This is a genomic window from Leifsonia sp. 22587 (genome assembly GCF_052044215.1).
Classification (GTDB): Bacteria; Actinomycetota; Actinomycetes; order Actinomycetales; family Microbacteriaceae; genus Leifsonia; species Leifsonia shinshuensis_C.
In genome coordinates this window covers 359,425-370,997 of record NZ_JBQENB010000001.1, presented here as the reverse complement: position 1 = coordinate 370,997, position 11,573 = coordinate 359,425, and the positions used below count along the sequence as shown (strand labels likewise).

Annotated in this window: 13 protein-coding genes and 1 pseudogene; 2 read left to right on the top strand and 12 right to left on the bottom strand. The window is 64.1% G+C overall.

Going from position 1 to position 11,573, the window contains the following annotated elements:
• Nucleotides 1–16 precede the first annotated feature (16 nt).
• Nucleotides 17–1,834, top strand: coding sequence for a cell wall-binding repeat-containing protein (locus ACTJI1_RS01790; RefSeq protein WP_440741328.1), 1,818 nt, complete (start codon nucleotides 17–19; stop codon nucleotides 1,832–1,834).
• 254 nt (nucleotides 1,835–2,088) lie between these two features.
• Here ACTJI1_RS01790 and ACTJI1_RS01785 read toward each other — a convergent pair whose 3' ends face one another.
• The 10 genes and pseudogenes from ACTJI1_RS01785 to ACTJI1_RS01740 all read right to left on the bottom strand — a co-directional run bounded on the left by ACTJI1_RS01785 (nucleotide 2,089) and on the right by ACTJI1_RS01740 (nucleotide 9,525).
• Nucleotides 2,089–2,340 (bottom strand): hypothetical protein, encoded by a 252-nt coding sequence (locus tag ACTJI1_RS01785; RefSeq protein WP_440741327.1) that lies wholly within the window; start codon nucleotides 2,338–2,340, stop codon nucleotides 2,089–2,091.
• 245 nt (nucleotides 2,341–2,585) lie between these two features.
• Entirely contained in the window at nucleotides 2,586–3,017 is a 432-nt protein-coding gene (locus ACTJI1_RS01780; protein ID WP_440741326.1) for an SMI1/KNR4 family protein, read from the bottom strand.
• A gap of 559 nt (nucleotides 3,018–3,576) precedes the next feature.
• Nucleotides 3,577–4,275 carry a hypothetical protein gene (locus tag ACTJI1_RS01775; protein WP_440741325.1) on the bottom strand — a complete coding sequence of 233 codons (699 nt, stop codon included), beginning with the start codon at nucleotides 4,273–4,275 and terminating at the stop codon, nucleotides 3,577–3,579.
• 97 nt (nucleotides 4,276–4,372) lie between these two features.
• Nucleotides 4,373–5,005 (bottom strand): hypothetical protein, encoded by a 633-nt coding sequence (locus ACTJI1_RS01770; RefSeq protein ID WP_440741324.1) that lies wholly within the window; start codon nucleotides 5,003–5,005, stop codon nucleotides 4,373–4,375.
• Nucleotides 5,002–5,484 carry a hypothetical protein gene (locus ACTJI1_RS01765; protein WP_440741323.1) on the bottom strand — a complete coding sequence of 161 codons (483 nt, stop codon included), beginning with the start codon at nucleotides 5,482–5,484 and terminating at the stop codon, nucleotides 5,002–5,004. Before ACTJI1_RS01765 ends, ACTJI1_RS01770 begins: the two co-directional genes overlap by 4 nt.
• 898 nt (nucleotides 5,485–6,382) lie before the next feature.
• On the bottom strand, nucleotides 6,383–6,682 hold the full coding sequence (locus ACTJI1_RS01760; RefSeq protein WP_440741322.1) for an MFS transporter: 300 nt from the start codon (nucleotides 6,680–6,682) through the stop codon (nucleotides 6,383–6,385).
• A 53-nt stretch (nucleotides 6,683–6,735) separates the two neighbouring features.
• Nucleotides 6,736–7,053, bottom strand: a pseudogene (locus ACTJI1_RS01755) (MFS transporter); the annotation flags it as partial.
• On the bottom strand, nucleotides 7,017–7,421 hold the full coding sequence (locus tag ACTJI1_RS01750) for an MFS transporter (protein ID WP_440741321.1): 405 nt from the start codon (nucleotides 7,419–7,421) through the stop codon (nucleotides 7,017–7,019). The pseudogene ACTJI1_RS01755 and the gene ACTJI1_RS01750, both read right to left, overlap by 37 nt.
• A 180-nt stretch (nucleotides 7,422–7,601) precedes the next feature.
• A complete protein-coding gene (locus tag ACTJI1_RS01745) occupies nucleotides 7,602–8,783 on the bottom strand; it encodes an MFS transporter (protein ID WP_440741320.1) in 1,182 nt (393 codons plus the stop codon).
• A gap of 70 nt (nucleotides 8,784–8,853) precedes the next feature.
• Nucleotides 8,854–9,525 carry an ArsR/SmtB family transcription factor gene (locus ACTJI1_RS01740; RefSeq protein WP_440741319.1) on the bottom strand — a complete coding sequence of 224 codons (672 nt, stop codon included), beginning with the start codon at nucleotides 9,523–9,525 and terminating at the stop codon, nucleotides 8,854–8,856.
• Nucleotides 9,526–9,813: 288 nt separating this feature from the next.
• Here ACTJI1_RS01740 and ACTJI1_RS01735 point away from each other — a divergent pair, with 288 nt between their 5' ends.
• Nucleotides 9,814–10,068 (top strand): SHOCT domain-containing protein, encoded by a 255-nt coding sequence (locus ACTJI1_RS01735; RefSeq protein WP_440741318.1) that lies wholly within the window; start codon nucleotides 9,814–9,816, stop codon nucleotides 10,066–10,068.
• A 287-nt stretch (nucleotides 10,069–10,355) separates the two neighbouring features.
• Here ACTJI1_RS01735 and ACTJI1_RS01730 read toward each other — a convergent pair whose 3' ends face one another.
• The gene (locus ACTJI1_RS01730; protein ID WP_440741317.1) at nucleotides 10,356–10,760 is read right to left on the bottom strand and encodes a DUF3566 domain-containing protein; all 405 of its coding nucleotides are present in this window, start codon (nucleotides 10,758–10,760) and stop codon (nucleotides 10,356–10,358) included.
• 36 nt (nucleotides 10,761–10,796) lie between these two features.
• The gene (locus tag ACTJI1_RS01725; RefSeq protein WP_440741316.1) at nucleotides 10,797–11,564 is read right to left on the bottom strand and encodes a cytochrome c biogenesis CcdA family protein; all 768 of its coding nucleotides are present in this window, start codon (nucleotides 11,562–11,564) and stop codon (nucleotides 10,797–10,799) included.
• Between the last annotated feature and the right edge of the window lie 9 nt (nucleotides 11,565–11,573).

The following is an 11,573-nucleotide window of genomic DNA, read 5'->3' as shown; positions in this document are numbered from 1 at the left end:
GAGCGCCGAGGTCGCGGTGATCGACGGTTCCACAAACAGGATCAGCGCGACGATCGCTCTGCCGGCGGTGGCGACGGGGATCGCTGTCGATCCGCAGACCGACCGGGTGTATATGGCGTCGGCGGGCGCCGTGTTCGTCCTCGACGGCGCGACCAATGCTGTGACATCGATCGCGGCGCCGGCAACGGCCTGGGTGTCGGTGAACAGTGTGACGAACACGGTCTACGCCACATCCAGCACTGGCCTGGCGGTCATCGACGGCGCCACCGCCACCGTCCGGGCGAACGTCGCGATCAGCGGCACGGTCTACGGCGCCACAGCCGACGAGGCGAACAACGACGTGTATCTGTGGAGTCAACCACCGAACACCGCGGGTGGCCTGCTCGTGGAGACGATCGTCAGCGGAGCGACGGACACGATCATCGGGACGATTCCCAACGGCGGGCACACCGCGGTGAATGCCGCCACGGACCAGGTGTTCATCGCCGCCTTCCCGACCGACCTCGTCGATGTCGACGGGGCTACGAACACCGTCGCCGGCGACGTCCCTGACCCGACCGCCGGCATCGGGGAGCAACTCGCCGTCAATCAGTCCACGGGCAATGTATACATGCCGACGGCGCTCGACATCCGTGTGTACTCTGCACCGATCGTCATCACCTCCGCTGCACCTTTGGCTTCCCTGGTGCAGGGCGTGGACTACTCGGAGCGGTTCACCGCTAGCGGGGTCGGCGCGATCACCTACGCGGTCACGAGCGGAGCCCTCCCCACAGGCATCGCACTCGACAGCGCGAGTGGCGTCCTTTCGGGCGTCCCTGCGGCCGGTGGCACGTTCTCGTATTCGATCACCGCCACCGATGCCATCGGCGGGGCCGTCACGAAGGCGTACTCACAACGGGTGATCGAGATCGATCGCATCGCGGGCGGCGACCGCTACAGCACGTCGGTAGCGGTGTCGGAGCAGGAGTTTCCGGCCGGTGCCCCGGTTGTGTTCATCGCGGATGGACAGAACTTCCCGGACGCCCTCTCCGCCGGGCCGGCCGCGGCTGCGATGGGCGGACCGGTTCTGCTGACGGCACCTGGCTGGATTCCTGGTCAGGTCTCGGATGAGATCTCCCGGCTGAAGCCGAGCAAGATCGTCGTCGTTGGCGGTCCGGTTTCTGTAAGCGCGTCGGTGTTCAGCGAGTTGCACGGCCTGGTGTCCGACACGGTGCGCTGGGCGGGCTCCGACCGCTATGCCACGAGCCGGGCCGTTGCCGCGAACGCCTTCCCCAATGGGTCCTCCGGCGTGTTCATCGCCACCGCCAACAACTTCCCGGACGCACTGGCTGCAGGAGCGGTCGCCGCATCGTTTCAGGAGCCTATCCTTCTCCTCGACGGGCGCGAGCCATGGCTCTCGGACGGCGACGTCACCGCGCTGAACGCACTCGGGCCGTCACGTATCGACATCGTAGGCGGCACGGCGAGCGTCTCAAGCGGTGTCGAGGCCGACCTCAACACCGGCGGAGCGATCGTGTCACGCTGGGCCGGTCAGGACCGTTACGAAACGGCAGAGCGCCTCAACGAGGGCTTTTACAACACCAGCGGGAGCAACGGAGCCCAGCCGGGGTCTTCCACCGTGTTCCTCGCGACTGGAACGAATTTCCCAGACGCGCTCAGCGCCGGACCGTGGGCAGGCGGAATCGCTGAGGCACCGCTCTACTCGGTGCCCGCCGGGTGCGTCCCGCAACAGGTGCTCGCAGACATCAACGGCCTCGGCGCAACCCAAGTCGTCCTCATCGGAGGGACCGCGACGCTCACATCCGGCGTCGCCGCGCTCACGCCGTGCGGGTGACTCGCCGCGCTTCCCGCTCCCATCTTGGTTGGACCGCCGTGTTGGATCGCCGTACTTTGATGACCGCGCGGCTCCGAACCCGCTTTCTTGGCGGGGCCGAGAACCAGATGTAGTCAAATGCAGTCAAACGCCCGATCCGGGGAAAGCGAAACCCCCGGACCGCAGGAAACGGCAGGCGGACCTTGTCCGCCGACAAAGAGAAAGCATGTCGTTGTCAGCAGAGGCAGAACTGCAGGCCTACCCTGACTCAGCCATCATGCTGACCATAGGAGCAGGGCGACAAGCAGCAAACTCGACACGATCAGAATCGTCGTGGCCAGGCCTGTCGCGCGCTCCTGAAATGTATCTGCTGGAATCAGAGAGTTGCTGCGGCCAATGGCCCGAGCCAGCGAGCCGTTGACGGCGCTCGCGATGATCGTGACCAGCGCCCCCCGCGCGGTAAATCCGGCGCTCAGCAGGCAGAGGTGGATCGTCGAGGGCGTCGCCGCCCTTAGTGTCTCCGTCACCCGTGCGAGGAATCGACAGACTTGTAAGGCCGCCCACTATCAGAACTGACCCGAAGGCGATCAGTCCTGAGAAGCTACCTGAGTGGAAGCCGGCGGCGAGCACCGACCCGATCACGATGACCACCCCCACTGGAATGAGCACCCAAGGCGCCAACCGACGAACCTGCGGCCGTCCCTTCTTGCTCAGTGGCATGAGCTCCTCCCAGCATGCTCTTCATGGTGCAGTTCACACATCACTGGGCGCTTCAGATCGTCAGTGTCCCGGTCATCCAGTTCTCGAGGTAGCACATGACGGTCGGCGCCACCCACTTCCGACTGTCATCCTCGTGGTTCCAGGCGTAGACGTCGTGAGTCCCGCTGAGCGAAACCGCGAATTGGTCACCGTTGCCCGCGTCCGCGAAGAAGACGAGCCCAGAGAAGGGCAGGTAGAGCTTACGAAAACGATCATCGTTCCGGAAATGGACGTTATCGTCGGCGATGCGCTGTGTACTCCAAAGCAGGCCCAGCCCGTACTCTCCTTCGATGCCGTTCGTCTCAGCCAGCAGTTGCCGGAGATGGTCGGGCAGTCCGTGCCCCAATTTAGCTTCGCACGCTTGGATAGCGTCTGCGGATGCCGGCCGGCCGAATGCGGCCTCGCCCCAATGCTGAATCTCCTCCACGAGCATGGCATCAATCATGGTGCACGACCCGTGCTTCCTTATCCGCGAGCACGCGATCCGGGCGGGTACGCGGTCGTCCGGCTGCGCCGTGCACACGTATCTGCTCGAGCGTGGCGGCCAGAAGGCTTGTGCCCGCGGCCTGTCCCGGCCTCAGAACGAATGCGGGAGCGCGGCCATTGCCGTCGCCAACAAGATGGGTCTTCGTGGTCAACCCGCCACGGGAACGGCCGATCGCGTGATCAGACGACTCCGGCGGGAACTTCTTGTAGTTCGATAGCGCCCCCTGTGACCCGCGGCAGAGTCGCACCCTGCTCATGGACCCGGACGATCGTCGAATCGAGCGAGGCGACCCAGTCCATCTCGCCGTCTGGTAGACGAAGGACTGCGCCTAGCCCAACACGGTCGCCCACACGCCTTCCTCGGACCACTGGTTGAGGTTCTTGCAGATCGCGTTACAGTTACCGAACCGCACTGGCAGGTTCGCCACGGCGCACCGGTCCGAAACCGCCACGCCGTCGCCTCGACCACCGCGCGACGATCGACCGGCAGCCGACCCGTCGGCCATCCGATGAATCGGCTATGAAGCCGTCGGATAGTTCCGCAGGAACGGAATGGAATACGACCTCGGCACACCGCCTACAAAATCCATCGAAGCTACTTGCAGGGCTTGGCTTGTCGACCAATTCGGGTCGAGCGACCTTTGCCAGGCAAGGACGGCAGGTGATGCCTCCTCGACCCAAACCACCGCCACGTCGGGGCGATAGTTTGCTACGATCCCCCGTCTTCCGGACGGTCCAAAGATTGCCGACCGATCCGATGTGAACATGATCGCATCACCCCACTCAGTGCTCGGCTCGTACTCAAGCCGTTCGGCAAAGTCGTTCTCATCCGCGGATGCAGCAACCGCGAATGCCATAGGCGCCCCCAGTTTGGGAAGGTAATACTCCTCATTTTGAGGTTCGAGAACCAACCAATAGACCTCGGCGTCGCCGTGGAGCTGCGCAAGGCCTCGAATCAAGCCCCACGCCGACGGCGTGACGATCGACCGGTACTGGGTGAGGAAGAACCGGCCGGGGTTACGGAAGACCTGGTCCGGGAAAGTGGCTCTTGAGTCGATGACCACTTCAGCCTGATCTCTTAGCTTCAGGTAGTCGTCGTAAGTTGCCAGTGGACTCGTCCGCCGTGAACGAGAGTCATCTGTCATATTTGCCGTCCAGTCGAAGCTTGAGTACTGCGCTCTTGCTACCGCGAGGGAAATATTCTGCGGTTGGCCCATCTGTGCTGCTTGAAAAACCACGCAAGGAGTACTTAGCACCGTCCTTGCTGAGGATGTAAACGCCCTTGCCCTCGTTTCTAAGTGTCACCACTGGGGTTTACGCCCGAGCGTCGCGCCGGATTGCGCCAAGTCGATCCGCAACGGCTTGGACACCTGGCATATCCACATTCATAAACGAGAGCGACCGGCCGCGCATAACGAGAAATCGGAGAACAATCTGGGTCTCATCTGCGGAATTCGGCCTCACTGACAGCTCGACACTAGGCTTCGGGACTCCATTACCTGTCAGCACCGTGCTGGCATGAACTTCGACGATTTGCTCTGCCTCAATGTGCGCTAGAGGGACATCAGCCGTGGCTGAGAACAAGTCCACAGCGTTGTCCTGCATCACCATCAGCAGAAAATGCGGTGGAAGCTTGTCGTTGCCGATTAGCGCACGAAGACCGATCTGGAAGTCCGCTTCACCGTAGATTCGGCGTACCTCCGCTCGGGGAAACCGACTCTTGAGGACAGGAGTCAAGCGGCCCAATCTGCCCTCGACACCAATGGCGATCGCCACTATTCCGGCCACGAGTGCGGTGGAGCCGAACAGAACGAGAAGCGCTGCAAGAACACCGGAGGTCGTCCCTCCTTGCACCACTGCTCCGCCGACAACACGGACGGTCATGACGACCACGAACCCTGCAGAGCAAGCGCCCGACAGCAGCGCAAGCTTGGAACGGGAACTCATTTCGTCACCGGATTATTTGCAGCCCAACTACGAGCTGCCGCGACCCGGCGCCGGCGCTCGTCCTCGGAAAGCAATGGCTCGCCTGGTTCACGGATCACGACGCCACTAGCTGGGTCGATCTGCGACAAATTGACGAAATCGTCCCTCGCCCAGGTATACCCGAGGTTGCGTTCGCGCCGCATCTGTATGCGCGTCACGACGACCATGACTCCGATGATCACGCAGGACGCAACCCACGTGCCAAGAACTCCGAAGAACGTCGCGAAGTAGGGGCTCGTCGGATCATGGGGACGCGCGAGAACGACCGCGAGCATTGCACCCAATAGAAGAAGCCAGACCACGAGGAGCGCCCGCCCGACGATCGCACACGCATACGCAGACGGACCGCCTACGGAGACAACCCGTCGCATCTCCTGCCCGTCATCACTGCCGCGTTGCATATTCTCCCCAGCCCGCGACATCGCCTGCGGCTCCGACATTGGATCCTAGCGCCGCCCAGCGGCGTCGATTCCACGAAGCACGTCGCCGCTGGCACCGAATGCTTTTGCAATCTTTCCGGCACCCCCGCCTGCCAAGCCAACAACGTCCATCGCGCACCCAACACCGCTTCCGCCAACCGCTAGGTCGTTAACGTGCGGAACGCCCCGGATCCCTGTAGTTTCGCGGGAATCCGGGGCGTTTTCTTGGCGGTACCGGTGGGATTTGAACCCTAGTTCGGAACCATAAGACCGTTGAGTTCCCGGCCAACTTCCGCGGAATGTCAACGAAGTAGGGCTCCTGTGATCTCCTAGAACCTCATTGAATCTCATACGGTTGTAGTCAAAATGTAGTCAAACGCCGCCGTCGCTACAATGTGACATCGAAATGTTACATTCGGCTTGCCGTGCGGCCAGATGGCCAGAACCGGCGCAGTCTGGCCCGGCCTCACCATCCGTATCGGCGCCGCCGCGACCGCACGGGTGCACTCCTGGCCATGATCGCGGGGATCGGCTGCACCAGCCGTTCCGGGCCGAACTCACCCTCGGGCTGATCGTCTGCCTCCTGGTCGCAGTCACCGACCTCCGCGGCGCGATCGGCTTCTGCAGCTTCGGCGTCCTGCTCCACTACTCGTCGCCAACGCCTCCGCCTGGACACAGAACCGTGAGAACCGGCCACACTCCCACTGGGAGCGATCATCACCGGGCTCATCGTTCTGGCCATTGGGCTCGGCTACCGACTGATCAGGCTTCGCGTCCAGAGGCCCACAAGCAATAGACGGGTTCGCCGTAGCGGACTGACGACCAACGCTGAAGACCTGTTATCAACACGCCCTAGCTGTGCGCCACACACAGCAGTGGACCTATGCGGTACGTGGATGCGTTTCATACATCCGGGTCATCACGACCCCGGACGACAGGAACGCGAGCACTGCGGCCGCCCAGACTGAGGCGTAAGGCAGAATGCGTCGGCGATGAAACCGCCGACGAGCGCTCCGAACGCGTATCCCAGGTCGCGCCAGAGCCGATAGACGCCGATGGCGCGGGCACGCCCGGTTGGATGGGCCACGTCGCCGACGACCGCGAGCAGTACCGGGTAGACCATCGCTGTGCCGAGTCCCAGCAGGATCGCACCGGCCGCCCAGCCGACGAATCCTGGGGATGCCGCGATGGCTGCAAGTGCGGCGGCTTGGAGGAGCATCCGAGAGCGACGAAGCGTTTTCGGCCCCACCGGTCGGAGAGCCACCCGGGAACGAGCTGGCCGATACCCCAGACCGCGGGGTAGAGGGCGACGAGGAGGGCGATCTGGGCGACGTTCAATCCTGCGGTGGCGAAGAGGGGAGGGAAGACGCCCAAGGAGAGCCCGAAGCTGAGATTGTTAACCAGTCCTGCCTGGCTGGTGGCGGACAGGGCAGGTTCCCGCCAGGTCGTGTCGGCGAAGATGCGAGCACTCGTCAGACCCGGTGCCGGCTGCATCCTCGAGGATTCGAGTGCGACGTAGTCGCGGGTTTCCCGAATGAACACGGTCGAGAGGATCAGCGCGAGAACCGCGTAGCTGAGTCCGAGCAGCAAGGGCGCGGGGCGCAGCCCGTACTGTTCGGCAAGGCCCCCTGAGGAGCGAGGTCACCGCAAACTGCCCCATAGCCTGCGGCCTCGTTCAACCCCACCGCTAGTCCGCGTTGGGGTGGGCCGAGCAGGTCGATCTTCATCATCACTGTCGTGGACCAGGACAGGCCTTGGTTTATGCCCAGCAGCACGTTGGCGAAGACGACCCAGCCCCAGGACGGTGCCCAGATGATAAGCAGTGGAACCGGAAGGGTGAACAGCCATCCAGTGACGAGGACGGGCTTGCCACCGAATCGGCCGGCGAGCGTGCCAGCGAGGTAGTTGGTGACGCCGAACGCTGCGACGTACGCGAAGATGAACGCGTACCCGGTCAAGTGAAAGGTGCGTCCGGCCAGGCAGAGCAGGACTGCGCTGCGTTTTCGCGCAGACCCAGACGAATCGGTCGCGATGCGGTCATTGCTCGCTCATGCTCGCGATCGTCGGCCAGTGGCCACTCGCGGCGACCAACGAGGTGAACCGGTACCGGATGAGTCCGATCTCCGCGAATGCGTAGGTCATAGCGCCTCCTTGGTGCGGCGTGCCCACAGCAGGACGGGGATGAGCAGCAGCGCGAGGATTCCGCCGGCCAGAGAGAGGGTACTGTAGTCGGTCGCGGCCATGACCATGCCGGACGCTGCTCCTCCCCCCGCGCCCGCGAGGGCGATCAGTACGTCGATGGCCCCTTGCGTTCGTGCCCGATTCACGGGTTCCGTCGCGTCGACCACGAGGGCGGTGCCGGCGATCAGGCCGAAGTTCCAGCCCAGGCCGAGCAGGATCAGTGCGAGGATCAGCAGGCTCAGCGAATCACTCGGGGCGAGCGCGGCGACGATCCCGGCCAGCAGCAGGGTGACGCCGGAGGCGATCGCGATCGGGGTGCGCCCGACCTTGTCGACCAGGACGCCAGTGAGCAGCGATGGCAAGTACATGGCACCGATGTGAATGCCGATCACCAGCCCTACCGCACCCATCCCGAAGTCGTGGGCGCGCATGTGCACCGGCGTCATCGTCATGATCGCCACCATCGCCACCTGGGTCAGCACCATCACCGTCGCCCCGACGAACACGCCCGCGCGTGGCCGCGGCAACGGACCGGCCGCGTCCGCGGTTGTGGCCGGTGCGCTCAGCTGCCGGGCGACCAGCAGGGGGTCGGGGCGCAGCAACGCCAGTAGCACGATCCCCGCCGCCAGGTAGGCGACCGCAGCGAGCAGGAACGGGCCGGCAAGCGCCGGGATGCCGAGGGACTGCGCCAATCCACCGAGCGGGTCGACGAGGTTCGGGCCCGCGACAGCTCCGACGGTCGTGGACACCATCGCCACACTGACCGCGGTGCCGCGCTGGGCGGGCAGCGCTAGATCGGTGCCGGCATAGCGCGCCTGCAGGTTGGTCGCAGTGCCTGCGCCATAGACAAACAGGGCGATGAACAGTAGCGGAACACTGCCGGTCACCGCTGCGACGACAACGCCGATCGCGCCGATGCCGCCGGCGGCGAACCCGAGCCCCAACCCGACCCGGCGGCCCCAACGCTGACTGAATCGGCCGACCAGGAACGCCGCCAACGCCGAACCGAGAGTGAACAGCGCAATCGGCAGCCCGGCGAGGCTGTCACTGCCGAGCATCTGCTGCGCCAGCAGCGCGCCGACCGTGACCCCGGCAGCCAGCCCAGCACCGCCGAGGATCTGGCTGACCACGACGACCATGAGCGTGCGTCGCTGGACCGCGCGCCGAACACTGTCGTCCGTCGCGATCGAGCGCGCGAGAGCGGACGCGTCAGGCGATGTTCTCAAGGTCGTGCACCCCCGCTGCCCGCCACTCGATGACACCCTCCTCCATCGCCGCCGCATCCACACCCCGCTCACGCAGGAACACAGCCGCCTCCCGGGCCATTCGACAGAACTCGCCGCGGCAATAGACCACCACCCCGGTGCGCGGAACCTCCGAATGCCGATCGCGCAGCTCATCCAGCGGGATCGACACGGCGCCCGGGAAGTGGCCCGCCTCATACTCCTGGCGCGGCCGCACGTCGATCACCGTCATCTCCGCCGTCACCGCCGCCGGGTCGACCAACGGCACCCCGGCACCGGACGGCGCGGCCTCCAGATAGTCGGCCAACGACTCGCGCAACTGCGGGTAACGCAGCAGACCGACGCGCTTGGCAGCCAGATACAACTCGGCCACATCCGTGCCGGCCAGCCGATAGAAGATCGTAGTCCGCTCCCGCCGCGTCTTCACCAACCCCACCTGCTTAAGCGTCTGCAGGGCGGCAGACACCGTCGTCACGCCGATACCGGACATCCGGGCGAGCACATCCACCGAATGCTCACCCTGAGCCAGAAGTTCCACCAGCTCGAGACGCCTGGCGTTCCCCAACGCACGGATCACATCCGCCAGCGAATCGTAGACGGAGAGCTTGTCGAGTTCCCGACTATTCCATTGCTTCATGGAACTAGATGGTAGTCCAGCGGTCTCCCCACTGAAACGGTCGACTCGCCGAGCACACTCGCAGCAGGCGTCGCCATCGCACCGTTCCACCGCTCCAGCATCCAGCGCTCGTGTGGTAGGGCATGACCCGTTACATGCCCGACCATCGTCGCCCCCGGGGTAAGCCGCGCACGCGTGACCGCCACGCTCCACCCAAGCAAGTCGGACCGAGTCGGCAATCAAGCATTTTCGTTATAGGATTCCCGCATATCAACATACCCCTGGGGGTATCAGGCGAAGGAGGGACAGATGATGGGCATGTACGGCTTCCCAGTGATAGGAGGGGGGTGGCTTTACGGCGTTCCTGCGGCAGTCGTAGTGGTACTAGCGGCGGTACTACTCATGCGACTGCTTTCCAGGCGGCCGCACAGCGGCCACCACCCGGCTGTCGACAGGAACGCCGGAAGCAGCACTGCGATACAGATCCTCGAGGAACGGTACGCCCGCGGTGAAATTAGGGCAGAGGAATACCAGGAACGCCTGAAAACATTGGGCAGCCCATGAGTGGACCCAGGAAGTCCTGGGTGCGATTGACGACACGATAGAAAGAGGAGTTCACGCCGGGTCTGGCGCACGCAACCGGCCGGTCCACGGTCGCACGGCTGCACTTCTCGGCCGCGTAAACCACGACATGACCGTTCCGTTACTCTCGCGGACGTGACTGGCGAACCATCCAGGACTGGCGAATTCTGGCTTGCTCCAGGTCGCACGGTCCGTCCAGGGGACGTCATAGCGATGCCCGGGGCCCACATTGATTGCCCAGCGCCTGGGGTGCAGCGCTACCTCGGGTATCAGTCTTGTCTGAATCCGATGCAGAGTCCGCCGGTCGCTTTGGAACTGAGGTTGTAAAGCAGGGCGATAAGCATCCCGCCCACCATCGTCGCCAGCGCACCGGCAAGCCCGACCACGATCGATCCGATGAGCACGGTTCCGAGGTTCACAACTTTGGCAATGCGTGAGGCGGAGGATGCCGTGGTCTCGCCTGCCGGGCCGGAGAGGAGGGTGTCGATCTGTTGGAACGCGCCGACCTGATTGAGGAGCGTCCAGAGGAGGGCGCTGGCAAGCACTGTGACTGCGGCCATGATCAGGCCGACTAGGAGGGATACCTTCGCCATCGACCACACATTTGTGTAGACCAGGTGAAGTCGAGCGTCGTTGTGTTCGGCGCTTTCGCCGATGCTGTGCTTTCGGATCATAGGAACTCCTTCGAGACGTTCGTCGGGCTGGGTTGATCAGATCGGGAGTGTGACCCCGCCGATGAGGGCTTGGAGGCTGTAGATCCACCCGGTCCAGAGCCCGGTGACCATGAGGACGCCGATGAGGATCAGGACGCTGCCGCCGGCGATGTTGATTGCTCGAATGTGTCGACGCAGGAAGCTGACGGCGCCGGTTGCCCAGGTGATTCCGAGGGCAACGAGGACGAATGGGATGCCGAGGCCGATTGAGTAGAAGCCGGTCAGGACGGCCCCGCGCGCGGCGGATTGGCTGGACAGGCTGAGTGAAAGGACGGCTGCGAGGGTGGGGCCCATGCAGGGTGTCCAGCCGAGCCCGAATACCATTCCGAGCAGCGGTGCGCCGGTGACGCCGGTCGAGGGGCGGAAGGGTAGTTTCAGGGTGCGTTGGAAGAATGCGAAGGTGCCGATGAAGGCCAGGCCCATCACGATCACTAGGAGGCCGAGCAGCCGGGTGATGAGGTCTTGCCAGCGCACCAGCCAGGATCCGAATGCGCCGAACAGGGCACCGTAGGCGATGAATACGAGGGCGAAGCCGAGGACGAAAAGCGCGACTCCGGTGGCGGTGCGACGTCGGCTTACGCGCCCGGTGGACCCGGTGACTCCGCCGACGTATGCGAGGTACCCGGGTACCAACGGGAGAACGCATGGGGAGGCGAACGAAACGAGGCCGGCGAAGATGGCGATCGGGATGGCCAGTAGCAGTCCACCGTTGGCGATGATCGAGGCGAATTGTGCGCCCACTAAGGCGCCGCCGATCCGCGACAACCCGGTAGT